The following is a 22,464-nucleotide window of genomic DNA, read 5'->3' on the forward strand; positions in this document are numbered from 1 at the left end:
CGATTCATTTACCTGTGCGGCTTTTTAGGCTTCCCACACACAAATAGAAAGGCGCTCTGCCCGAAAAACCGACAGAGATGTTGAGAGCCCTGTCACTATAGCCTAAAGCCTTTGACGCTTTGGCTTGTGCCCTTATATTTGGCCTATGTCATTCGTAAACTTCGCGACCATAATATGATGAAAACGCCGGAACACCAGCTTCTGAGTTCGCTCGACCAGCGTTCGCGCGATATTTTCAGGCTGATTGTGGAAACCTATCTGAACGATGGCGATCCGCTTGGTTCACGCAACCTGTCGCGATTGCTGCCGCACACGCTTTCTCCTGCGACCATCCGCAATGTCATGAGCGACCTGGAGCATCTGGGCCTGATCTATGCGCCGCATGTCTCGGCCGGACGCCTGCCTACGCAGATCGGACTGCGCTTCTTTGTCGACGCATTTCTGGAAGTGGGCGACCTGCCGCCGGAGGAACGCTCCTCCATTGAAGCGCAGGTTCGTTCCGCCGGCATAAACAATTCGGTCGAAAGCGTCCTGACAGAAGCAAGTCAGGTTCTTTCCGGCCTGTCGCGCGGTGCGGGCCTCGTGCTGGCCACCAAGGCGGAAGGCGCGCTCAAACATATCGAATTCGTTCGTCTGGAGCCGACCCGGGCGCTTGCAGTTATGGTCATGCAGAATGGCGACGTCGAAAACCGCGTCGTCAACCTCCCCGTCGGCATCAGCAATTCGCAACTGGTCGAGGCATCGAATTTTCTCAACGCGCATATTCATGGCCACACGCTTTCCGAAGCCAAGGCGGAGCTGAAAAAGCTGACGGAAGAAACGCGGCAGGAACTCGACCAGCTGTCGCAGGAACTGGTTGCCCAGGGACTGGCAGTCTGGAGCGGAGCCGGAACGGATCAGCCGGCGCGGCTGATTGTGCGCGGGCGCGCCAATCTTCTGGAAAACATCCATGCACAGGAAGATATCGAGCGGCTGCGCCATCTCTTCGATGACCTTGAAACGAAGGATGGCATGGTCCAGCTGCTCGATCTTGCCGAGGCTGGTTCGGGCGTCCGCATCTTCATCGGTTCGGAGAACAAGCTTTTCTCCCTTTCCGGCTCATCGCTGGTGGTGGCCCCCTATCGCGACAGCGAGCAAAGGGTTATTGGTGCCCTGGGAGTCATCGGGCCGACACGGCTCAATTATGCGCGGATCGTCCCGATGGTGGACTATACCGCACAGATCGTGTCCCGGCTCCTGCGTTAACTGTGAGACTTGCCGGGGCAAACCAAGGCACTGAAAATAGACCTTGATTTTATTGGCATGAAACTCGATATCCGCCCCAGACGATAGTTTGTTTTTCGCATTATCCGACGCAAAGGCTCATGCAGTTTTGCTGGAAATGCTCTATTCAAGACGGAAGTAGCATCATGGCTGACGAAAAAAACAAATCCCAGAACCCCGATCTTGAGCAGCGCGATATCAACAATCCCCGGGATCGTGAGGCGCTCAACCGTGCTGCCGACGAATTTCTGAAGGCACGCAAGGCCGAAGCCCGTGCAGAAGCTGCCGAGGACGAAGCCGAAGCGGAAGTGGACGATACCGCGAACCGGATTGCCATGCTGGAAGCAGATAATGGCGAACTGAAAGACCAGTTGCTGCGTGCCGCCGCAGAAATGGAAAACCTGCGCAAGCGCACCCAGCGTGACGTCCAGGATGCGCGCACCTATGCGGTGACCAATTTTGCCCGCGACATGCTGTCGGTTTCCGACAATCTGCGCCGTGCACTCGAGGCTATCCCTGCCGAAGCCATGGCAACCGATGCCAGCCTCAAGTCGCTCGCCGATGGCGTCGAAATGACCGAACGCGCCATGCTTCACGCTCTGGAACGCCACGGCGTCAAGAAGCTGGAACCGGAAGGCCAGAAATTCGACCCGAATTTTCATCAGGCCATGTTCGAAGTGCCGAATGCGGATCTGCCGAACAACACCGTCGTGCAGGTCGTGCAGGACGGTTACGCCATTGGCGACCGCGTTCTGCGCCCGGCCATGGTCGGCGTCTCCAAGGGTGGCCCGAAGGCTACTGCCGACAATGGCGCTGCCGCTCCCGAAGGCAATTCCTGATCCGAACAAAAACCGACGAGAATTGGAGCGGCGGCTTTGTCTGCCGCTCTTTTCATATCTGCGGTCTGGTTTCCGATAACATGCATATTGCTATTGGAGCACACCGGTGAAAAGTTGTCACAGAGCATGCTTCCCGAAAGTGGGAACCGGTTTCGGGGGATTCCGGCGTTTCGTTTAAACGGGATATGCTCCGGCATGTGCGGAGGAGAGCAACAGCGTGACGATTCCTGAGTTTTTGAATTTCGCAGGCGTTTTCGTTTTCGCTGCGACCGGTGCTCTTGCCGCCTCGCGCCGGCAGCTCGACATTATCGGCTTTCTGTTCCTTGCCAATATTACCGGTATTGGCGGCGGGACCTTTCGCGATCTCGTGCTCGGCGCGCCGGTTTTCTGGGTCGTCGAGCCCGCCTATCTGCTGGCCGGCACGCTGGCGGCGATCGTCGTCTATTTCACCGCGCACATGGTGGAATCGCGCTATCGCGTCCTGCTCTGGCTCGATGCCATCGGCATGGCCGCCTATACGGTATTGGGTGCCGCCAAGGGGCTGGCGCTCGGTTTCGGGCCGTCCGTCGCCATCGTGACCGGCATTTCCACGGCCACACTTGGCGGCATATTGCGCGACATGGTGGCTGGCGAGCCTTCCGTGCTGATGCGCCGCGAGATTTATGTCACGGCTTCGCTTGCCGGTGCGTGCCTCTATGTCCTGCTTGCCTGGCTGCATGTCGAACCAGCCATATGCGCAGTGGCGGCGGCTTTGACCGCCTTCGTTATTCGCGGGGGCGCCCTTTATTTCGGCTGGACATTGCCCGTCTATAAAAGCCGTCCCGGGCGCACCGAAGAAGAGCTTCAGCGCGACCGGATAATCAGGCCGGAATAAGCCTTATACCAGCCCGGCCTGGCTTGCGGCTGCCTGCAGGCTGAGTTGCGGGCGCGGGCCCATCTGCTGGATGATCAGGCCTGCCGCCAGCGAACCGAGACGCGCGCAATCTTCAAGCGAACGGTCGTTGGTATAGCCGTACAGGAAACCGGCGGCGTAAAGATCGCCTGCCCCCGTCGTATCGACCAGCGCATCGATTTCAATGGCGGGAACGGTCAGGGTCTGGTCGGGCGTGACCACGACCGCGCCTTTTTCCGAACGGGTGATGATTGAAAGCGCGCAATCCATGCGCATGGAGGCAATCGCCGTTTCGAGCGATTTCGTCTTATAGAGCGACTTGGCCTCGTCCTCATTGGCGAAGACGATATCGACCGTGCGCGAGCGCATAAGCTCCAGAAATTCCTCGCGATACCGGTCCACGCAGAACGGATCGGAAAGCGTCATCGCCATCTGACGGTTTTTCTCATGCGCGATCTTCGATGCAAGGACGATGGCTTCCTTGGCGCGCGGCGGGTCCCACAGATAGCCTTCGAAATAGGTCACTTTCGCATCGGACACCTTGGAGGTTTCGACATCCTCCGGGCCAAGTTCCACACAGGCACCGAGAAAGGTATTCATCGAGCGTTCGCCATCCGGCGTCACGAAAATCATGGAACGGGCGGTCGGCGATCCATTTTCCAACGGGCGCGTATCGAAGGCAACGCCCTGTGCGCGGATGTCATGCGCGAAAACACGACCCAGATGATCGGTCGCGACCTTACCGAAATAGGCCGATCGTCCGCCGAGACTTGCAACGCCTGCTGCGGTATTTCCGGCGCTGCCGCCAGACATTTCCGTCACCGGGCCTGCAATGCGGCCATAGAGCAATTCGGCACGATCCGCGTCGATCAGGTTCATCGCGCCTTTGACGATACCGTTTGTTTCCAGAAAAGACTCATCAGTGCGCGAAATAATGTCGACAATGGCATTGCCGATGCAAAGGACGTCGAATGTGGCCATGAGCGCGAGAAGCTCCCCTTTTGATTGGTCTCCTGTCCGCCAGAAGCAGATCGGTCACGTGGGTGCCGGTTTAGCCGTTTGCAATCCCTTTGGCTACCCTGCAAGCTTCCCTACCGTGATCGTGCGGCTTGCTTCGGAATGGAGGCATACCTATTTCCATCTTTGTCCACAGTCGGAATTGGGGCCCAAATGATCCTGGATGCTGCCTTGAAGGCTCTGAAGCGCCTGACCACACCGGAATTGCGCGCAGTTTTCTGGAAGACCCTCGGTTTGACGCTGTTGCTGCTAATCGGTCTTTGGGCCGCAGTCCGTCAAATCTTTTTTACTTTTGCCTGGCCATGGATGGAGCAGATATTGCCCGGCATGCCGGATTGGGCAGGCTGGCTCGGCATCGTTGCCGCCATCGTTGCAGGTCTTGGCCTGGCGCTTGTGCTCGCATTGATGATTGCACCCGTTACAGCGCTCGTCGCAGGCCTGTTTCTCGATGATGTCGCCGAAGTAGTCGAACGCGAGGACTATCCCAACGATCCTCGCGGCACGCCGTTGCCGACCGGCCGTTCCATCGTCGTTTCGCTGAAATTTCTCGGCATCGTCATCATCGGCAATATCGCCGCCCTGCTGATGCTGTTCATACCCGGCATCAACCTGATCGCCTTCTTCGTCATCAATGCCTATCTGCTCGGGCGGGAATTCTTCGAGTTTGCGGCCATGCGCTATCGGTCCGAAGCCGAGGCGAAGGCGCTACGGTCACATTATGGCGTGACGGTCTTTCTGGCCGGGCTGCTGATTGCAGGCTTCATGGCGATACCGATCGTCAACCTTCTCACCCCGCTTTTCGCGGCAACGATGATGGTCCATCTGCACAAGGCGATCTCGCAGCGCGAAAGCAAGCTCACGCCTGCGGCGGCAAGGGGATAAGCGGCGCGGGCACGTCGCAGGTTTTCGCCGGATATTTGCAGATATCCGCAATCACGCATTTCTCGCATTCGGGCTTGCGCGCCTTGCACACATAACGGCCATGCAGGATGAGCCAGTGATGCGCGTGAAGCATGTATTCGGCTGGAATGACCCGGACGAGGATGGCTTCCACGGCCTCCGGCGTCTTGCCGGGCGCAAGCCCGATCCGGTTGCCGATGCGCAGGATATGCGTGTCCACCGCCATGGTCGGCTGGCCGAAAGCCATGTTCAGCACCACATTGGCCGTCTTGCGGCCAACGCCCGGCAATTTCACCAGTTCATCCCGGTCGCCGGGAACCTCGCCGCCATGATCGCGGATCAGGGCTTCGGACAGGAGGATGACGTTTTTCGCCTTGTTGCGCCAAAGACCGATGGTACGGATATAGTCGCCGACTTTTTCCTCGCCGAGCGCCAGCATTTTCTGCGGCGTATCGGCAACGGCAAAGAGCCCTCGCGTCGCCTTGTTGACGCCTGCGTCGGTGGCCTGCGCCGAAAGAACGACGGCGACAAGAAGCGTGAATGCATTCACATGCTCAAGCTCGCCCTTCGGCTCGGGTCTCTGGATGGAGAAACGGCGGAATATCTCGTGAATTTCATCCGCCGTATAAAGCGTGCCCCGCACCCGACGCTGGGAACGGGCAGGAGATGCGTTCACGGGCGATTTGATTTTGGCCTTTTCCATTCCGCCTCTATAATGGTTTCCCTATCGACAAAACAATCAGCAGCTTGACGCAGGCCCGATGCGGCATTGCGAGATGATCTGAAAACGATGCACCACCCAGACGGCGCGGAACCCGACCGGTTCGACAAACCCATTTTCGAGGCCTTGCTCACGCCCTATCGTTCGCTCGGGCGGACGGGCTTTGCCGTGCTGATGGGAGCCCTGATCGGTTGCTGGATGTTCGTAGGCATTCTTTTCTGGTCCATCGGGGCCTGGCCCATCTTCGGGTTTTTCGGCCTTGATGTCCTGCTCATCTATCTGGCCTTCCGCTGGAATTATCGTGCCGCCCGGGCGCGGGAGGAAATCTCCGTATCGCGTTCCGCCCTGCATATTCGCAAATATGCGGCATCCGGCAAGGTGACCGCGCATCGCTTCAATCCGTTCTGGACACGGTTCAAGGTTGCGCGAAAGCCTGACATTGGCATCACCGGCATGAGCGTCGAGAGCCGCGAAATGAGCGTCGCGGTCGGCAAGTTCCTCAATCCCGATGATCGGGAAAGCTTCGCCACGGCCTTCGGCGCGGCACTCGCCGAAGCGCGTCGGTAAGCGCTCCTAAAGTTCCCGGGTATCTTGCGCCTGAACTTCACCCTACGATGGAGTGAAGGAATCCGGATTGGCCCTTGAAGTCAGGCTTTTCACAAGCCATATCAGTTAGCGAAGAGTACGCCGTATGGGTTCTCTTCATAACGGTCGCTTCTCATCAAGGACTGATGCAATGACAAGAATGACACCGTTTTCGAGCCCTCTGCTGCTCGGATTCGACACGATGGAAAAGACGCTGGAACGGATCGCTAAATCCGGCGATGGTTATCCGCCCTATAATATTGAACGCCTGCGTGGCGAGACTGGCTCCGAACGTCTGCGCATCACCCTGGCGGTGGCCGGGTTTTCCAGCGACGACCTCGAAGTCATGACGGAAGACAATCAGCTCGTCATCCGCGGACGCCAGACCGACGATACCGAACGGGAATTTCTGCATCGCGGCATCGCTGCCCGGCAGTTCCAGCGCGTTTTCGTTCTGGCAGACGGCATGCGGGTTCTCGGTTGCGATCTGAAAAACGGCCTTTTGGCCATCGATCTCGACCGCCCGGAACCGGAGCGGCTGATCAAACGAATCAACATAGCGGTGAAAGACTGAAACTGTTCAGTTTTTGTTCAGCACAAGTCCGCTATATTGAAAATGTGAAGCTCTGAAGCGGCATGGTCGCAAATGACATGCCGACGAAATGGAGGCTACGACCATGAACAGACAGATATTCACCGAAAACGAATTCGCCCATCTCGGCGAAGGTGAAGTTGCCTATGTGCGCAAGATCCGTTCTGATGACCTTGCACGCAGCTTCCCTGCCCTCCCACCGATCGAGCCGGGCCTGGAACTCTGGGCGCTCTTTGGCGCCAGCGGTGAGCCAATCGTGCTTTCCGATGTTCGCGCCACCGCGCTGCAGGGCGCACAGGAGCACGAACTGCGCACCGTGATGCTGCACTGATCTTTGGTGCGATAACGGCCGTCGCCGGTATCGCGTCGCTGGCGGCATCTGCCTTCCCGCACATCGTTTCTGCGAGCGGACAAACAAAACCGCCGTTCAAGCTGAACGGCGGTTTTGTTTACGAGAAACTATTTGAACTCAGGCCGCGTTGGACGCTGGCTGAGCGGTCAGGAATGAATAAAGCGCCTGCGCGTCATGCGTGCCGCGCAACTTCGCAACAGTATCGGCGTCGCGCAGCATACGGGCGATGCGCGAGAGAGCCTTCAGATGATCCGCGCCGGCATTTTCCGGCGCGAGAAGCAGAAAAACAAGATCGACAGGCTGATCGTCCAGCGCCTCGAAATCGACCGGGGTTTCCAGACGAGCGAAGATTCCGGCTATTTTGTTGATGTTCGCCAGCTTGCCGTGCGGAATGGCAACGCCATTGCCCACCCCGGTGGAACCGAGGCGTTCACGCTGGAGAATTGTTTCGAAAACTTCGCGCTCAGGGAGACCGGTCAGTTCCGCAGCCTTCTCAGACAGAATCTGCAAAAGCTGCTTTTTGGAGCTGGCTTTCAGCGCAGGGATAATCGCCCCTGGCTGAATCAGATCACTAAGATCCATTCTCTCCGTTCCTTCTTCAATCAGGCCTTTTCAGCCCGGTTTTGGGAAGCGCACGCGGCCGCCGATCGCGGTCCGCTGCGTGCGCTTCAGGTTTGCCGTCAGGCGCGGGGCGCGGCCTGGCGGGTGACCATCGATGGATCGACCCAGCCGATATTGCCGTCCGCCCGACGGTAGACGATATTAACTTCATCATTGCCGGCATTGCGGAATACCAGAACCGGATTCTCGATCAGATCCAGTTCCACGACCGCCGACGCCACCGACATGGTGCGCAGGGCGACGGACGATTCCGCAACAATTGTCGGCGCGTAATCCGCCGGAAGATCCTCCTCTTCCTCCGGCAGGGGTGCCATAACACGATATGCAACGTCATCATAGATCGCATCCGGCTGCGTGGCAGGACGCGATTTCAGACGGCGCTTGTAGCGGCGAAGGCGGGTTTCGATCTTGTCCGCAGCCGCTTCGAAAGCCAGTTGCGGATCCTGTGCCTCGCCAGTGCTTTGCAGAGTCGCACCGCTATCGAGGTGCAGGGTGCAATCGGCACTGAAACGCGAACCGGACTTGGTGACCGTAACCTGTCCGGAAAAGCCATGATCGAAATATTTGCCGACCGCTTCGTTAACCCGATCAATGATCCGGGTCGTGAAAGCTTCACCGACGTCCATATGCTTTCCAGATACACGCAGAGTCATTTGGCACACCTCATTTGCGTTACACCACAGAACCCAGTCTAATCACAAGGCGAGCGAAGCGCAAAGCGAACCAGCATCAAAGATGCTTTTCATCCAGTGCGTTTTCCAACCAGATCCATGATGCCGACGAGCTTCTCAGGCGCACTCTCCGCAGAGGTGTTGAAACACCTTCCGAAAAGCCTTCGAAGTCCTGGCTGCTCCCGGAAAAGCCCTTGAGGGGGTGGTTGCCACACATTTCTCTTACGTAACGCCCGGTTAGCGTCACCCGTTCGGGTGACATGCCTTGGAACGCCGCATTGTCCTTCCTTCAAACATATGCACAATCGCAATTTCTTCCAGAAATTACGCATTCCCGGACATTTCCCGCAGAAACATATGCTGGAAACGTCAATCTCATGCTTTCTCCCGAAAACCGGCCAATCCGGGAGATATGCTTCAATTCTGCTTTGACGCGGCTTCCGTGTAACAAGCCGTATTAGGGACCAGCGCCTCAGTTCACGCTGACCGCCTGTCGTGAAAGCCGGAAAACCGAGGCTTTAATTACGGGCCGCAGCGCGAGCCGGGCTTCTATTGGTTGAAATGGCGCTTGTCAATTGGCCCTCTTGCCAGTCGATCGCCCTGCAATATCGATCTTTTCACAAATCGAGATCGAATTTTTCTGAATGAACAGCGCGACAAGTCAAAAATTTTAGAGCGTTCCTCCCCTGTTTTCACAGGAGAACGAAGCTTGAAATACATTTCGGGGCCGCCTTGGCGGACGATCAGGAAGCCGACAATCTCGCCTTCTTTTCCCGCCTACGTTGTACCGATGAGGCAATATTCATCGATTCCCGGTATTTTGCGACCGTTCTTCGCGCTATATCCACACCGTCCTTCTTGAGGGCATCCACGATGGCGTCATCGGAAAGCACGTCGTCAGGCTTTTCGGCGTCAATCATCTGGCGGATGCGATGACGCACACTCTCGGATGAATGCGCGTCGCCCCCCTCGGAGGAGGCGATGGAAGCATTGAAGAAATAGCGCAATTCAAACACGCCGCGTGGCGACGCCATGAACTTGTTCGCGGTCACCCGACTGATGGTGGATTCATGCATGCCGACCGCATCCGCGACAATACGGAGGTTGAGCGGCTTCAAATGGGTCACTCCGTGACGCAGAAAACCGTCCTGCTGCCGCACGATTTCCTGCGTGACCTTCAGGATAGTGCGGGCGCGCTGGTCAAGGCTGCGCACAAGCCAGTTCGCAGTCTGCATGCAGTCCGAGAGAAACGCCTTTTCCTCGGCTTTCACCGAGGCGTTCACCTCGGCATAATATTCATTGTTGACGATGAGGCGCGGCATGGCTGCGGCATTCAACTCGATAGCCCAGCCGTCATCGCGCGACGGCGTCACCAGCACGTCCGGCACGATGGCATCGGCGACCGAAATCTCGAACAATGCGCCCGGTTTTGGATCGAGCATGCGGATTTCGGTCAGCATATCGATAATGTCGGCCTGATCGACGCCGCAGATTTTCTTGAGGGTAGCGAAGTCGCGCCGCGCCAGAAGATCGAGATTGTCGATCAAAGCTTCCATCGCCGGATCGAACCGATCCTTGAGGCGCAACTGTATCGCCAGGCACTCGCGCAGGTCACGAGCGAAAAGGCCATGGGGATCAAAGGTTTGCATTACACCGAGCACCCGCTCGATTTCGACCGTTTCCACCCCCAGGTTCTGGGCGAGCCCCACAATATCGACACGCAGATAGCCGCTCTCGTCCAGTGCGTCGGCAAGCGCGGTTGCGATGAACCGGTCCATCGTTGCGGAAAAAGTCAGCGCGATCTGTTCCGCCACATGCTCGCCCAGCGAAACCCGGCTCGCCGTGATCTGGTCGATGTCATAAGCGCTGGCTGAAACATATCCGTCGCCGCCGGCGGATTTCCATTGCGCGGCAAGGTCAGGCCCGATCTCATCGGAGCGCCCCGGATCGTCGGGAAAGATGTTCTCAAGCGAACTGTCGAAGGTGGAAGAAAGGCTCTCCGCATCGCCGGAGACTTCCGTCTTGAACCAGTCGTCCTCCGACGCTTGGGACTCTATCTCTCCCTCACCGGCCTCTCCATCGTCGCGGACGGAGTCCGAGCCTGCAAAATCATCATTTGCTGCCTCGATTCGGTCCAGAAGCGGATTTTTTTCGATTTCGGCGTCGAGAAACTGCTCCAGTTCCACATGCGTCATTTGCAGCAGTCTTATCGACTGCATCAACTGGGGAGTCATTACCAGCGATTGCGACTGACGGAAATCGAGCTTGGGCGACAATGCCATGCGACGCGTTATTCTCCCCGGTTTACCCCTGCCGACCTCCACGGACCGCATGTTCAGGCCGAACGGAATGAAAACTGGTATGAACCTTGCTTGTCAATTCAGAATGCGCGTTTTTCAAGCAAAAGGGGAAATTAGTCGCGGAAGGCATGGGCAAATGTGGAGGCGCGCTGTTTCGCGCGCTCCCAGATCATGATGCGTCAACATGGGAATTTGGAGCGCCGACCTGAATTCGTTCAGACCGATGGGCGCTCTAGAGAGTGAACTGGTCGCCGAGATAAAGCCTGCGCACGTCCGGGTTGGCAACGATTTCCGCAGGGCGTCCATGCGTCAGCACCTGACCGGCGTGAATAATGTAAGCGCGATCGATAAGGCCGAGCGTTTCGCGCACATTATGATCGGTGATCAGGACGCCGATGCCGCGGCTGGTCAAATGGCGGACAAGCTGCTGAATATCCGAAACGGCAATCGGATCGACACCCGCAAAAGGCTCGTCCAGCAGCATGAAATTCGGGCGCGAGGCAAGCGCACGCGCAATTTCGAGACGGCGGCGTTCACCGCCGGAAAGCGAAATGGCGGGTGCCTTGCGCAAATGCGCGATGTGAAATTCTTCCAGGAGCGCATCCAGTTCGGATGTGCGCTTGGAGCGATCCTTCTCCACCACTTCAAGCACGGCCTTGATGTTATTTTCCACCGAAAGCCCCCGGAAAATGGACGCTTCCTGCGGCAGATAGCCAATGCCAAGACGCGAACGGCGATACATCGGCATCGATGTGACATCAAAACCGTCGATCTCGATGGAGCCCGCATCAGCCGGAACAAGGCCGGTCACCATGTAGAAACAGGTAGTCTTGCCGGCACCGTTCGGCCCCAGAATACCGACGGCTTCACCCGCCCGCACGCCGAACGACACGCCGTTGACGACCTGACGGCCGCGATAGCTCTTGCAGAGACCGCGTGCCACCAGCGTACCCTTGAGACGCGCCGACTTACCCGGCTGGCCGGGCATGGCTCCGGCAACATCGGATGGTGCGTTCACATTTTGCGATGCGTCTTGCGACCCGTCGGCCTTCTTGTTCCAGAACAATCCCACGCCTGCTCCGGTCAGTTCTGCTTGGGCGCAGCACCGCCCTGCTGTTGATCTTTCGGAGCCATGATGATCGATACGCGACCCTTGGACTGCCCCTTGCAGCTTTCGACATTGGCGCGTCCCGTATCGAGATGCGCGGTCAGCTTGCAGCCGGTCACGACATTGTCGCCATCGGTCAGCACCACCTTCTGGCCCTGGAGAACCATCACCTGGTTTTTGGCATCATAGCGGCCCGTATCGCCGGTTGCGACCTGGGTGCCAGACTTGAGATAGACTTTTCCAGAAATGTCGATGTGATCGATGCTCGATGAATCGAGGCCACCCACGCCGGCACTTGCCGGTTCCGGCGCCTGAGCGTCACCGTCCTTCTTGGCCTTGTTGTAATAGACCGTCATCTGGCCGGCCTTGAGCAGCGCATCGCCCTGCGAAACGGCAACATTGCCGGTGAAGACCGCAACGCCTTCCTTGTCGCGCATTTCAAGCTTGTCGGCGTCGATCTTTACGGGAGCCTTGCTGTTGGAAAGCTTCAGGCCGTTCACAGCCGCGCCTTCCTGCGCCAGAGAGGCTGTCGGAGCCGCGACCATGCCGAGCGCCAGAACTGCAAATCCCATCCGCAAAGTGCGGGCCATCGTACCCTTGTTCATCTTGCCCGTCTCGCGTTCCATATATCACCAGCTCCCCGAAGCATTCGACCATTCCTGGGCCGACATGCGGTCAGACGCAACATTAAGCACTTTGCGTCCAAATGGGAACATTCGGCATCGCAAAATGCGATCAAAAAAGCGGTTTAGAGCCTGTGGTATTCCGATTGCATCAGAATCACGCTCTAACAATTTGTTTTCGAGCACATTTCAATCCGAAAACCGGCTTCGCAACGTACTCAAGCGCCCGCACAGATATGAATCGGTTCGAACGCTTCGCCTGTCCTCAAATCAGGCTTCCTTTTCAGGGAGCCTTGTTGGGCGAAACAACGCTGCCGTCAACGGTCATTCGAACCTTGTTCTCAAAAATCAGAACCTTGCCGTTGTCCTTGACCTGCATGCTGTCCGCCAGAATATGCGTGCTGCCGCTGCGGATGTCGACGGGCTTGTCGGTCGTGATCTGCCCGCTCTTGAGATTTACGTCCGCAGAATGCATCACCGCACGCAAACCATCATCCGTGGTAACAGTAAAGTCCTTATCAAGTTGCAAACGCCCATTGGCATTGTCGTAAACACCCGACGTCGCCTCGACCTTGGCCGTGCCCTTTTCACCAACCGGCAATTCGGCGGAAATGCCTTCCAGTGAAATCGCGCCGCTGTTCTTCGCATCCTGCGTCGCCTTGGCAGCGGTCATCGAATAAGGGCGGTTGTCCTTGGTGTATCCATTGAGATGCGGGCTCGTCATGACAAGCTTACCGCTTTCGCCGCCATTATTCACTTCCACCTTTATGGGTGTGTTCGGCGTCGCAAGAAACGTGTACCATGAGAACACGGCCGCCACGATAACAGCGGCCACCGGCAGCGCGGTCTTCAAGACACGAACACGGACAGAATGGCGCTGTGCCGCGTGGAAGAGCGCCTCTGCCTTCTCCGACGCCCCAAAGCGCATGCCGCCCTTGCCGCGACCCTGGGAGGTCACGTTCTGCGGCGCATGGCTGGGTGTCGTGTCGGCGGTCATGTTGCGTTCAGTTCCTCAATGCTTTCCTGGAATTCAATAATCGGCGCGCCTATGTCGCGCTTTTTCATTTCAATAAGGTTTATTTGGGGTGAAATAGACGGTCGCTCAATAGCTTCATACCGCACAAAACACCGCACCCGCCTCCCAACAGGGCAGCAGGAACGGTTTATGTGCTTGATAATTCATCCCATTTTGCACTCTACCGAGATTGATAGAATGCTAATCAACTCTTTGATATCACAAATCCGGGCCAAACTACAGCCGGGTGTGGCGTCATCATGAAAGCTGAACCGGCAACAAACCGGGAATCGCGGGCATCGCCCTGACAATATATATATCCCGGTAGGAAAGCATTTCGCGAAACAGACGATTTCCGGCCAGTCCTATTTTTCGAAGAGACTTGCCGCATGCCTTCATTCAAGGCAAAAGGTGAACTGCAAGCGCGAACCACGCTATTTGAACGAACGGATGGACGGGAATGGCTCAAGACGCCGAAGCAATCATCGAACGCCGGAAATTGCGCAGAAAGCTGACAGTCTGGCGCGGAGCGTTCCTGCTTCTGATCGCAGCCCTGATCGCCGGTTTCGCTTCGTGGTCCATGCGCGGCACCAATTTCAGCCAGCCGCACATCGCCAAGGTTCGCATCGAAGGCACCATCTTCGAGAATGAGGAATTGCTGAAGCGCCTCGACAAGATAGCCAGTGACGATGCCGTCAAGGGTGTGATTCTGGTCCTCGATTCGCCGGGCGGAACGACGGTTGGCGGGGAAGCCATTTTTGAAGCCGTGCGCAAGATTGCCGAGAAGAAGCCGGTCGTGACCCAGGTGGGCACGCTCGCCGCGTCCGCGGGCTACATGATTGCCAGCGCATCCGATCATATCATCGCGCGGCAGACATCCATCGTCGGCTCCATCGGGGTCCTGTTTCAATATCCCGACCTTTCGAAGCTTCTCGATACGATCGGCGTGAAAGTCGAAACCATCAAGTCGTCGCCGCTCAAGGCCGAACCCAACTATTTCAGCCCGGCCAGCGACGAAGCCAAGGGAATGATCAGCAATATGATCATGGATTCCTACGCCTGGTTCGTGGATATTGTCGAAAAACGCCGTTCATTTACGCATGAACAGGCGCTGGCGCTCGCCAATGGCGCCGTTTTCACCGGACGGCAGGCGCTGGACAAGAAGCTGATCGACGGGCTGGGCGGTGAAGAGGAAGCCGTTGCCTGGCTTGCAGGCAAGGGGCTCTCGAAGGATTTGCCTCGTCTGGAATGGAAGCCGGTCAACGACGATACCGGATTTTCGCTGCGCGACCTCATCATTCATGCCGGTGCGCGCCTCATCGGTGTGCCGCAGGAAGCCGATGGCATGTTGAAGCAGATTGCCAAGGAACGCATCTTTCTTGACGGACTTCTTTCGGTTTGGCACGTTGACGGTACGCCTGAAGCGAATTGACGCCGTCCGGGCAAACGCACACAATATCCGGCAGATACCGGACGAAACAAACAGAAGAACAGGGGTTTAAAGCCGTGATCAAATCGGAACTCGTTCAGATTATCGCCAGCCGCAATCCGCATCTCTTCCAGCGCGATGTCGAAAACATCGTCGGCGCGGTATTCGACGAGATCACAAACGCGCTTGCTGAAGGCAATCGCGTGGAGTTGCGTGGCTTTGGCGCATTTTCCGTGAAAAACCGCCCTGCCCGCAGCGGGCGCAATCCGCGTACCGGCGAAACGGTGGACGTGGAAGAAAAGTGGGTTCCGTTCTTCAAGACCGGCAAGGAACTGCGCGACCGTCTGAACGGCGCAGTCTGATAGACGCTATGGCGGCAAAACGCATCATCGCCATCATCGTTCTTGTACCGCTCGCCGTGGTTCTGATTGCGTTGTCGGTTGCCAATCGCGCGTCGGTGCAATTCACGATCGATCCGTTCAATCCGGGCAATCCGGCCCTCTCCTATCAAGCACCGCTGTTCCTGTTGCTGTTCGGAGCACTTCTCCTCGGTGTCGTCATCGGCTCCCTGGTGACCTGGTTCACGCAGGGCAAGCATCGGCGCAAGGAACGGATGTACAAGCAGGAGGCGGCCCGCCTGCTTGAACGCAGCACAGCCGCCGAAAAGCGCAATATATCGGTCGCGAATTCCTGAAACGGCCTTTATTCTCGAACCCGGAAGCAAACTTCCGGGTTTTCGACTGCTGAAATATCCTTTGTGCGCGGTTGAACGTCGTTTTCCCCTTCCACACCGGCCCTGTTTATCCTACCTAGACCCCAATCATGATGATTGGAGTTTCGGGTGAAAGCGCCAAAGGGAAAAGGCAAAAAGCCGTCGGGCGGCAAGCAGGAGCGTGGTTTCGAGCGCACAAGACACGATGCGCCACGTCCGGAAAACAAGCTTGAGAGCAGGTTTGAAGGCAAGTCCGATAAGGGCTCGTCCTTCAAAAAGCCTCGTCCCCAGTTCGCCAAGGCTGCACCCCGACCTGCGGACGACAAACCCGCCGCGCCGCTTCGCGAAATCAAGCCCTATGCCGGCGCCCGCCCGGCTGAAAAGCTCCCGCTCATCCTCGAAACGGAACCGTCACCCGATTATGCGCTTCTCGACAGCGGCAATGGGTTGAAGCTCGAGCAATACGGCCCCTATCGGATTGTCCGCCCGGAAGGTCAGGCTATCTGGCTGCCGAACCTGCCTCAGAAAGAGTGGGATCAGGCGGATGCCGTCTTCACCGGCAATACCGATGAGGAAGGCATGGGGCGCTGGGCATTTCCGAAACTGCCGCTCGGTGAAACATGGCCGATGCAGCACGACGGCATTTCCTTTCATGGCCGTTTCACCTCATTCCGCCATGTCGGCGTGTTCCCCGAACAGGCCGCGCACTGGTCATATATGGATGGGCGTATCCGGGACGGCGTAAAATCCGGGCGCAGCGTGAAAGTGCTCAATCTTTTTGGCTATACGGGCGTCGCCTCGCTGGTGGCGGCACGGGCCGGTGCGGAAGTGACCCATGTGGACGCATCCAAGAAAGCGATCCTGTGGGCGCGTGAAAACCAGGAAATGGCCGGGCTTTCCGATAAACCAATCCGCTGGATCTGCGAAGACGCGATGAAATTCGTGGCTCGCGAGGAACGGCGCGGCAGCTTCTACGACATCATCCTGCTTGATCCGCCTGCCTATGGGCGCGGACCGAGCGGCGAGGTCTGGCAATTGTTCGAGCATCTGCCCGCAATGGTCGATACATGCCGGTCCATCCTGACGCCGAAGCCGCTTGCAGTCATCCTGACCGCCTATTCGATCCGGGCTTCTTTCTTCGCCATTCATGAGCTGATGCGCGACCGTTTCACCGGTCTTGGCGGCACGGTCGAATCGGGCGAACTTATTCTGCGTGAACGTTCCGCCGACCAGTCGAAAGGGCGCGCGCTTTCCACATCCATGTTCAGCCGCTGGGTAGCAAAATGAGCCGTGACGACGATTTCTCAAAAGGCCAACGCGCCGAATATTCGAAAGTCGGACAGGTCAAGGAAGTCACCAGCCTTACCAATCCCATTGTGAAGGACCTGCGCTCGCTGGCGCTGAAAAAATTCCGTGACCAGCAGGGCGTGTTTCTGGCCGAAGGACTGAAGCTTGTCATCGACGCGCTGGAACAGGACTGGCGCATCAAGACGCTTGTCTTTGCGAAATCCGGCAAGGGCAACAAAATGGTTGAGCAGGTTGCCGCCCGCACCTTCGCCAAGGGCGGACTGGTGCTGGAAGTGACCGAAAAGATCATGGCCGCCATTACCCGCCGCGATAATCCGCAGATGGTGGTCGGCGTCTTCGAGCAGCAGTACCGCCCGCTTGCAAGCCTCAAGCCGAAGGGCAACGACGTCTATATCGCGCTCGACCGCGTGCGTGACCCGGGCAATCTTGGTACTGTCATCCGCACCGCGGATGCGGTCGGCGCCAAGGGCGTTATTCTGATCGGCGACACGACCGATCCCTATTCGCTGGAAACCGTGCGCGCCACCATGGGCTCGGTCTTTTCCATGCCGCTCTATAAGGTGAGCGAAGCCGATTTCCTCAACTGGCGCAAAGGCGTGTCCGGTCTCGTCGTCGGCACGCATCTGAAAGGCGCGGTCGACTATCGCACCATTCCCTATGCCAACAAGCCGGTCGTGCTGATGATGGGCAATGAGCAGCAGGGCCTGCCGGAAAGCCTTGCCGGTGCCTGCGACAAGCTTGCCCGCATCCCGCAGGCGGGACGTGCTGATTCTCTCAATCTTGCCATTGCCACCGGCGTGATGCTCTACGAAATCCGTCGCGACGCGCTCACGCTTGATGAAAGGGCTTCCGGATGAAGCGGCACGCTGTCTGGTCCTCACTTTTTGTCGTCATTCTCACGATACTGATCGATCAGGGCGTCAAGCATCTGGTGGAAACACGGATGGGCTACGGGCAGCAGATCGATCTCCTGCCGTTCCTCGCATTGTTCCGCACGCACAATGAAGGCATCGCCTTTTCCATGCTGGCCTGGCTGCACGACTGGGGACTGGTCGTGATCACGGCCGCAGTTATCCTGTTCGTGCTTTATCTGTGGTGGACCAACGCTCCGGACCGCATTTTCGCGCGTTACGGTTTTGCGCTTGTCGTCGGCGGGGCCATCGGCAATCTTATCGACCGGGTGATGCATGGCTATGTCGTGGACTATATTCTGTTCCACCTGCCGACATGGTCATTCGCCGTGTTCAATCTCGCCGACACGTTCATAACCATCGGCGCTGGGCTCATTATTCTGGAAGAATTTCTCGGCTGGCGTCGCGAGCGGGCCGCCCGCTGACAAGGCAGCTTGATCGGTTTCAGCCTTTCGCATAATTTAATCTCGTGAAATTATAAGATTTTTGAAGAGGATACGGTCCATCCACTTGAATTGACACATTGGTGACATGCTTCTGTCATCCTCGCGTAGCACTGAATCTGTAATGCTTCGGCCGAACTGGACGTCGTGTCCACGCAATCTTGTCGGAACATGGATTGGAATGGTTCCTGCTGAAATATCGGTGGGAAAGCCGTTCAGGAATACGTGAATAGACAAATCAGGAGCCATCATCATGACAGTACTGCTTGGAATGGACCAGCAAATCATTGATGATACCGTCATGTCAGGCTTAGAAGCACAACAGGCGCTGTTCGCGTCCGGCGGCGATCCCATTGTTCTGGGACGCATCGGATCGCTGGAAGTACGGCTTGCCAATTCACCTGAGGCCGTGGAAGCCGCGCAGGAATTGCGCTTTCGTGTCTTCTTCGACGAAATGGGTGCGCGCCGCGAAAGCATCGAGGCTGTGGAGCTTCGCGATGCCGACCGCTTCGACGCTATTTGCGATCATCTGCTTGTTTACGATACCGCCCTGCCCGTGCCGGAACACCAGCAGATTGTCGGCACCTATCGTCTGATGCGCAGCGATCAAGCCGACAAAGCGCTCGGCTTCTATTCCGCCGATGAATATGACGTGCAGCGTCTGGCCCTTTCGCGCCCCAATCTTCGTCTGCTGGAACTGGGTCGCTCCTGCGTGAAGGCGGAATATCGCTCCAAGCGCACCGTCGAGCTGCTGTGGCAAGGCGCCTGGGCCTACTGCCGCCGCCACTCCATCGATGTGATGTTCGGCTGCGCCTCCTTCCATGGGGCCGTGCCTGCAGCGCATGCGCTCGGCCTGTCGTTCCTGCATCATAACTGCCGGGCCACTCCGGACTGGGACGTGCGCGCCCTGCCGCACCGCTATCAGGCCATGGACCTGATGCCGAAGGAAGCCATCAACAACAAGGTTGCACTCTTCTCGATGCCGCCGCTGGTGAAAGGCTATCTGCGCCTTGGCGCAATGATTGGGGATGGTGCAGTGATCGATGAAGCATTCGGCACCACCGATGTGTTCATCATCCTGCCAATTGAGCGCATCTCCAGCCGCTACATTACTTATTACGGCGCTGAAGCGAATAGGTTTGTTTAGTCTGTAGATATTTCCCCTCGCCCTTCGAGACGGCCCTACGGGCCTCCTCAGGATGAGGGGAAATCATCTGGATACCCCTCGCCGAAAAACTCGACGCCCTCACCCTGAGGTGCGGAGCATAGCGAAGCCTCGAAGGGCGAGGGTCCAGAATCTCACGCCTTTCCGGCCAGTTCCTTCAACTTATAAATCAGGTCGAGCGCTTCACGGGGCGTCAGTTCGTCAGGGCTGATGGCAGAGACGGCTTTCACCAGTTCGCTGTCCTTCATTTGCACCTGCGGCTTCGGCTTTTCCTGCTGCAATACGACGGAGAACAGCGGCAGATCATCGATCAGCTTGTCCGCCTTGCCGGAGGTTTCACCGGCTTCCAGCTGGTGCAGAACATCGCGCGCACGATTGACGACCGCCTCGGGCAGACCCGCAAGACGCGCGACCTGCACGCCGTAGGAACGGTCGGCAGCCCCCTTTGCCACCTCATGCAGGAAGACGACATCATTGTCCCATTCCTTCACCCGCATGGTGACGTTGGAAAGCCGCTCCAGCTTTTCCGAAAGTGCCGTCATTTCGTGGAAATGCGTGGCAAACAGCGCACGGCAGCGGTTCTTCTCATGCAGATATTCGACCGCAGCCCAGGCAATGGAAAGGCCGTCGAAAGTCGCCGTACCGCGCCCGATCTCGTCAAGAATCACCAGCGAACGCTCGCCTGCCTGATTGAGGATCGCTGCCGTTTCCACCATTTCGACCATGAAGGTTGAACGCCCGCGCGCCAGATCGTCGGAAGCGCCGACACGGCTGAACAGGCGATCCACGACACCAATCTGCGCGGACCCGGCAGGGACGAAGGAACCCATCTGCGCGAGAATAGCGATCAGGGCATTCTGGCGCAGGAAAGTCGACTTACCGCCCATGTTGGGGCCGGTGAGAAGCCAGATCGCACCGTTTCCTCCATCCTTTTGCGGGGAGAGATCGCAATCATTGGCGACGAACGGATTGGCCGCCTGCCGTCGCAGGGCCTGTTCGACCACCGGATGACGGCCTGCCACGATATTGAAGGACAGGCTGTCATCGACCTGCGGGCGGCAATAGCCCTGCTCATCCGCCAGCACGGCGAGCGCTGCCGAAACGTCGAAGACTGCAAGCGCCGATGCAGCCGCTCGGATGCTGTCGGCATGGGAAACGGCTTCCGCCGTCAGTTCCTCGAACACGGCAAGCTCGATGGACAAGGCGCGGTCTGCGGCATTGGCGATCTTGCTTTCCAGTTCCGCCAGCTCGGTCGTGGTAAAGCGCATCGCATTGGCCATGGTCTGCCGGTGGATGAAACGGCCCTTGGCTTCATCCGTATCCGTCATCGCCCCGGCATTGTTGGCCGTCACCTCGATGAAATAGCCAAGCACATTGTTGTGCTTGATCTTGAGCGACTTGATGCCGGTCTCTTCTATATAATCAGCCTGGAGACCGGCGATTACCCGGCGTGACTGATCGCGCAAGGCCCGCATTTCATCAAGCTCGGCATTATAGCCTGCGCAAACGAAACCGCCGTCGCGTTTGAGAAGCGGCAATTCGTCGGCCAGGGCGCGGTCAAGATGCGCGGTAAAGATGGCGGGCATGGCGCTGACGGCATCGCGGGCATGTGCCAGTTCGTCCGGCAGCAACGCACTTTCCAACAGGTTTGCAATCGTGTGCGCAGCCTCGAAACCTCGCGCGAGGCTGCCCAGATCGCGCGGCCCGCCGCGTCCGACCGCAAGGCGCGAAAGAGCGCGCGGCATATCCGGCACACCTTTCAGTTCCGCACGCATGGCTTCGCAGAGCGACGGCTCGCTCAGGAACCAGGAAACGGAATCAAGCCGCAGCGCAATTTCCTTCGGATTGGTGAGCGGCGCGGTCAGGCGCTCGGCGAGAAGCCGCGCCCCGCCGCCAGTCACCGTGCGATCAACTGCCTTCAACAGGCTGCCGTCGCGGTTGCCCGACATTGTGCGGGCAAGCTCCAGGCTGGCGCGTGTGGCCGGGTCGATGAAAAGCGTGCCGCCCTCATGCTCGCGTTCCGGCCGCATCAGGGGGGGACGCTCGGAAATCTGCGTCTTTTCGATATAGGCAATCGCACCGGAAATCGCCGACAGCTCGGAGCGGCTGAACTGGCCGAAGCCATCCAGCGTCGCGACGTTGAAATAGCGCTGGATACGCGCTTCCGCAGCCGCGCTGTCGAAAAGTGTCGCCGGTTGCGGCGTCACCGCCTTGCCGACCAGATCGAAGACGGGGCGCAATTCCTCATCGTGGAAGGCGCTATCGGCTACCACCAGCTCACGCGGGTCCACCCGCATCACATCGGCGAAAAGCCGATCGGGCGTTGTTTCAGCCACGCGGAAGGTGCCGGTAGAAATATCGATCCAGGCAAGCGCCAATGCGCCATCGCCGCGCGTGCGCCCCATCGCCATCAGGAAATTGGCTTGCGCTGGGTCCAGCAGCTTTTCCTCAGTCAGCGTGCCGGGCGTGACGAGGCGGATCACATCGCGCTTCACCACGGACTTGGAGCCGCGCTTCTTCGCTTCCGCCGGGTCTTCGACCTGCTCGCAGACCGCAACCCGGTAGCCCTTGGCGATCAGCTTTTGCAGATAATCGTCGGCGGCATGGACGGGCACACCGCACATCGGAATATCCTCGCCCAGATGCTTGCCGCGCTTGGTAAGCGTAATGCCCAGCGCCGCAGATGCCTCCACGGCGTCATCGAAGAACAATTCGTAAAAATCGCCCATGCGATAAAAGAGCAGCGAATCGACATTCGCGGCCTTGATCTCGATATATTGCTCCATCATGGGAGTCAGGCGAACGGGCGCTGCCTCGGCGGCATCTTCTTCCGCTTCCAACATATTTTCGCTCGCCTTCGATTCCATCGGTAAACCTTCATTTATTGCCTGGCAAACAATGCCAAGGTCATAAAATTTCGTATTCCATCGTTTTTGGATGAATATCTATTCCCGCAAGCGCTGTTTACACAATGCGTGACTGGCGCTATCGAGGTTC

At 57.8% G+C, this 22,464-nt stretch carries 23 protein-coding genes; 14 read left to right on the forward strand and 9 right to left on the reverse strand.

What is annotated here, in order from left to right; all coding sequences use genetic code 11:
• Window positions 1-174: 174 nt before the first annotated feature.
• The 3 genes from hrcA (at window position 175) to ACS5UA_RS05180 (ending at window position 2,976) form a co-directional block, all read left to right on the forward strand.
• Complete coding sequence (gene hrcA, locus ACS5UA_RS05170; RefSeq protein WP_443101212.1) at window positions 175-1,245, forward strand: heat-inducible transcriptional repressor HrcA; 1,071 nt, start codon at window positions 175-177, stop codon at window positions 1,243-1,245.
• Window positions 1,246-1,409: 164 nt separating this feature from the next.
• The gene (grpE, locus tag ACS5UA_RS05175) at window positions 1,410-2,102 is read left to right on the forward strand and encodes a nucleotide exchange factor GrpE (RefSeq protein ID WP_006470898.1); all 693 of its coding nucleotides are present in this window, start codon (window positions 1,410-1,412) and stop codon (window positions 2,100-2,102) included.
• A 217-nt stretch (window positions 2,103-2,319) separates the two neighbouring features.
• Entirely contained in the window at window positions 2,320-2,976 is a 657-nt protein-coding gene (locus tag ACS5UA_RS05180; RefSeq protein WP_006470899.1) for a trimeric intracellular cation channel family protein, read from the forward strand.
• A gap of 3 nt (window positions 2,977-2,979) precedes the next feature.
• On the opposite strand, the gene ACS5UA_RS05185 is transcribed toward ACS5UA_RS05180, so the two are convergent.
• Complete coding sequence (locus tag ACS5UA_RS05185) at window positions 2,980-3,975, reverse strand: adenosine kinase (RefSeq protein ID WP_021586373.1); 996 nt, start codon at window positions 3,973-3,975, stop codon at window positions 2,980-2,982.
• 189 nt (window positions 3,976-4,164) lie between these two features.
• Between ACS5UA_RS05185 and ACS5UA_RS05190 the strand changes: the two genes are divergently transcribed.
• The gene (locus tag ACS5UA_RS05190; RefSeq protein ID WP_006470901.1) at window positions 4,165-4,893 is read left to right on the forward strand and encodes a sulfate transporter family protein; all 729 of its coding nucleotides are present in this window, start codon (window positions 4,165-4,167) and stop codon (window positions 4,891-4,893) included.
• On the opposite strand, the gene nth is transcribed toward ACS5UA_RS05190, so the two are convergent.
• The gene (gene nth, locus ACS5UA_RS05195) at window positions 4,868-5,614 is read right to left on the reverse strand and encodes an endonuclease III (RefSeq protein ID WP_021586374.1); all 747 of its coding nucleotides are present in this window, start codon (window positions 5,612-5,614) and stop codon (window positions 4,868-4,870) included. The genes ACS5UA_RS05190 and nth overlap by 26 nt on opposite strands.
• An 87-nt stretch (window positions 5,615-5,701) precedes the next feature.
• Between nth and ACS5UA_RS05200 the strand changes: the two genes are divergently transcribed.
• The 3 genes from ACS5UA_RS05200 (at window position 5,702) to ACS5UA_RS05210 (ending at window position 7,140) form a co-directional block, all read left to right on the forward strand.
• Window positions 5,702-6,199, forward strand: coding sequence for a DUF2244 domain-containing protein (locus ACS5UA_RS05200; protein ID WP_021586375.1), 498 nt, complete (start codon window positions 5,702-5,704; stop codon window positions 6,197-6,199).
• A gap of 169 nt (window positions 6,200-6,368) precedes the next feature.
• Window positions 6,369-6,791, forward strand: coding sequence for an Hsp20 family protein (locus tag ACS5UA_RS05205; protein ID WP_006470903.1), 423 nt, complete (start codon window positions 6,369-6,371; stop codon window positions 6,789-6,791).
• Between the two features lie 103 nt (window positions 6,792-6,894).
• Entirely contained in the window at window positions 6,895-7,140 is a 246-nt protein-coding gene (locus ACS5UA_RS05210; RefSeq protein WP_006470904.1) for a DUF1150 family protein, read from the forward strand.
• Between the two features lie 138 nt (window positions 7,141-7,278).
• Here the strand turns inward: ACS5UA_RS05210 and ptsN are convergent, their stop codons facing one another.
• The 6 genes from ptsN to lptC form a co-directional block, all read right to left on the reverse strand.
• A complete protein-coding gene (gene ptsN, locus ACS5UA_RS05215) occupies window positions 7,279-7,743 on the reverse strand; it encodes a PTS IIA-like nitrogen regulatory protein PtsN (protein WP_006465889.1) in 465 nt (154 codons plus the stop codon).
• A 98-nt stretch (window positions 7,744-7,841) separates the two neighbouring features.
• Window positions 7,842-8,435, reverse strand: a complete 594-nt coding sequence (hpf, locus tag ACS5UA_RS05220) for a ribosome hibernation-promoting factor, HPF/YfiA family (protein ID WP_006470905.1) — start codon at window positions 8,433-8,435, stop codon at window positions 7,842-7,844.
• Between the two features lie 761 nt (window positions 8,436-9,196).
• Window positions 9,197-10,735, reverse strand: coding sequence for an RNA polymerase factor sigma-54 (gene rpoN / locus ACS5UA_RS05225; protein WP_021586378.1), 1,539 nt, complete (start codon window positions 10,733-10,735; stop codon window positions 9,197-9,199).
• A gap of 250 nt (window positions 10,736-10,985) precedes the next feature.
• Complete coding sequence (gene lptB / locus ACS5UA_RS05230; protein ID WP_025089796.1) at window positions 10,986-11,825, reverse strand: LPS export ABC transporter ATP-binding protein; 840 nt, start codon at window positions 11,823-11,825, stop codon at window positions 10,986-10,988.
• A gap of 11 nt (window positions 11,826-11,836) precedes the next feature.
• Entirely contained in the window at window positions 11,837-12,487 is a 651-nt protein-coding gene (locus ACS5UA_RS05235) for an LptA/OstA family protein (RefSeq protein ID WP_006465884.1), read from the reverse strand.
• 280 nt (window positions 12,488-12,767) lie between these two features.
• Window positions 12,768-13,481 carry an LPS export ABC transporter periplasmic protein LptC gene (lptC, locus tag ACS5UA_RS05240; protein ID WP_021586380.1) on the reverse strand — a complete coding sequence of 238 codons (714 nt, stop codon included), beginning with the start codon at window positions 13,479-13,481 and terminating at the stop codon, window positions 12,768-12,770.
• 478 nt (window positions 13,482-13,959) lie between these two features.
• On the opposite strand from lptC, the gene sppA reads away from it, so the two are divergent.
• The 7 genes from sppA to ACS5UA_RS05275 all read left to right on the forward strand — a co-directional run bounded on the left by sppA (window position 13,960) and on the right by ACS5UA_RS05275 (window position 19,449).
• Window positions 13,960-14,931, forward strand: coding sequence for a signal peptide peptidase SppA (gene sppA / locus ACS5UA_RS05245; RefSeq protein ID WP_021586381.1), 972 nt, complete (start codon window positions 13,960-13,962; stop codon window positions 14,929-14,931).
• A 74-nt stretch (window positions 14,932-15,005) separates the two neighbouring features.
• The gene (locus ACS5UA_RS05250) at window positions 15,006-15,290 is read left to right on the forward strand and encodes an integration host factor subunit beta (RefSeq protein WP_004687882.1); all 285 of its coding nucleotides are present in this window, start codon (window positions 15,006-15,008) and stop codon (window positions 15,288-15,290) included.
• A gap of 8 nt (window positions 15,291-15,298) precedes the next feature.
• A complete protein-coding gene (locus tag ACS5UA_RS05255; RefSeq protein WP_021586382.1) occupies window positions 15,299-15,622 on the forward strand; it encodes a lipopolysaccharide assembly protein LapA domain-containing protein in 324 nt (107 codons plus the stop codon).
• A gap of 147 nt (window positions 15,623-15,769) precedes the next feature.
• Window positions 15,770-16,927 (forward strand): class I SAM-dependent rRNA methyltransferase, encoded by a 1,158-nt coding sequence (locus ACS5UA_RS05260; protein ID WP_021586383.1) that lies wholly within the window; start codon window positions 15,770-15,772, stop codon window positions 16,925-16,927.
• On the forward strand, window positions 16,924-17,805 hold the full coding sequence (locus ACS5UA_RS05265; RefSeq protein ID WP_021586384.1) for a TrmH family RNA methyltransferase: 882 nt from the start codon (window positions 16,924-16,926) through the stop codon (window positions 17,803-17,805). The genes ACS5UA_RS05260 and ACS5UA_RS05265 overlap by 4 nt, the downstream gene beginning before the upstream one ends.
• Window positions 17,802-18,284 (forward strand): signal peptidase II, encoded by a 483-nt coding sequence (gene lspA, locus ACS5UA_RS05270; RefSeq protein ID WP_021586385.1) that lies wholly within the window; start codon window positions 17,802-17,804, stop codon window positions 18,282-18,284. The genes ACS5UA_RS05265 and lspA overlap by 4 nt, the downstream gene beginning before the upstream one ends.
• 271 nt (window positions 18,285-18,555) lie before the next feature.
• On the forward strand, window positions 18,556-19,449 hold the full coding sequence (locus tag ACS5UA_RS05275) for a GNAT family N-acetyltransferase (protein WP_006465876.1): 894 nt from the start codon (window positions 18,556-18,558) through the stop codon (window positions 19,447-19,449).
• A gap of 152 nt (window positions 19,450-19,601) precedes the next feature.
• Here the strand turns inward: ACS5UA_RS05275 and mutS are convergent, their stop codons facing one another.
• Complete coding sequence (gene mutS, locus ACS5UA_RS05280; RefSeq protein ID WP_025089797.1) at window positions 19,602-22,334, reverse strand: DNA mismatch repair protein MutS; 2,733 nt, start codon at window positions 22,332-22,334, stop codon at window positions 19,602-19,604.
• Window positions 22,335-22,464 lie beyond the last annotated feature (130 nt).

The sequence above is a fragment of the Brucella sp. RRSP16 genome, from assembly GCF_052246815.1.
Taxonomy (GTDB): domain Bacteria; phylum Pseudomonadota; class Alphaproteobacteria; order Rhizobiales; family Rhizobiaceae; genus Brucella; species Brucella intermedia.

What these genes read in the sequence shown, in the direction of transcription:
- lspA (WP_021586385.1), top strand. Translation starts at nt 17,802, where the DNA reads ATGAAGCGGCACGCTGTCTGGTCCTCACTTTTTGTCGTCATTCTCACG.
- grpE (WP_006470898.1), top strand. Translation starts at nt 1,410, where the DNA reads ATGGCTGACGAAAAAAACAAATCCCAGAACCCCGATCTTGAGCAGCGC.
- sppA (WP_021586381.1), top strand. Translation starts at nt 13,960, where the DNA reads ATGGCTCAAGACGCCGAAGCAATCATCGAACGCCGGAAATTGCGCAGA.
- ACS5UA_RS05265 (WP_021586384.1), top strand. Translation starts at nt 16,924, where the DNA reads ATGAGCCGTGACGACGATTTCTCAAAAGGCCAACGCGCCGAATATTCG.
- ACS5UA_RS05185 (WP_021586373.1), bottom strand. Translation starts at nt 3,975, where the DNA reads ATGGCCACATTCGACGTCCTTTGCATCGGCAATGCCATTGTCGACATT.
- ACS5UA_RS05205 (WP_006470903.1), top strand. Translation starts at nt 6,369, where the DNA reads ATGACAAGAATGACACCGTTTTCGAGCCCTCTGCTGCTCGGATTCGAC.
- ACS5UA_RS05210 (WP_006470904.1), top strand. Translation starts at nt 6,895, where the DNA reads ATGAACAGACAGATATTCACCGAAAACGAATTCGCCCATCTCGGCGAA.
- hrcA (WP_443101212.1), top strand. Translation starts at nt 175, where the DNA reads ATGATGAAAACGCCGGAACACCAGCTTCTGAGTTCGCTCGACCAGCGT.
- ptsN (WP_006465889.1), bottom strand. Translation starts at nt 7,743, where the DNA reads ATGGATCTTAGTGATCTGATTCAGCCAGGGGCGATTATCCCTGCGCTG.
- ACS5UA_RS05275 (WP_006465876.1), top strand. Translation starts at nt 18,556, where the DNA reads ATGACAGTACTGCTTGGAATGGACCAGCAAATCATTGATGATACCGTC.
- mutS (WP_025089797.1), bottom strand. Translation starts at nt 22,334, where the DNA reads ATGGAATCGAAGGCGAGCGAAAATATGTTGGAAGCGGAAGAAGATGCC.
- rpoN (WP_021586378.1), bottom strand. Translation starts at nt 10,735, where the DNA reads ATGGCATTGTCGCCCAAGCTCGATTTCCGTCAGTCGCAATCGCTGGTA.
- ACS5UA_RS05190 (WP_006470901.1), top strand. Translation starts at nt 4,165, where the DNA reads ATGATCCTGGATGCTGCCTTGAAGGCTCTGAAGCGCCTGACCACACCG.
- ACS5UA_RS05235 (WP_006465884.1), bottom strand. Translation starts at nt 12,487, where the DNA reads ATGGAACGCGAGACGGGCAAGATGAACAAGGGTACGATGGCCCGCACT.
- ACS5UA_RS05200 (WP_021586375.1), top strand. Translation starts at nt 5,702, where the DNA reads ATGCACCACCCAGACGGCGCGGAACCCGACCGGTTCGACAAACCCATT.
- nth (WP_021586374.1), bottom strand. Translation starts at nt 5,614, where the DNA reads ATGGAAAAGGCCAAAATCAAATCGCCCGTGAACGCATCTCCTGCCCGT.
- ACS5UA_RS05255 (WP_021586382.1), top strand. Translation starts at nt 15,299, where the DNA reads ATGGCGGCAAAACGCATCATCGCCATCATCGTTCTTGTACCGCTCGCC.
- hpf (WP_006470905.1), bottom strand. Translation starts at nt 8,435, where the DNA reads ATGACTCTGCGTGTATCTGGAAAGCATATGGACGTCGGTGAAGCTTTC.
- lptC (WP_021586380.1), bottom strand. Translation starts at nt 13,481, where the DNA reads ATGACCGCCGACACGACACCCAGCCATGCGCCGCAGAACGTGACCTCC.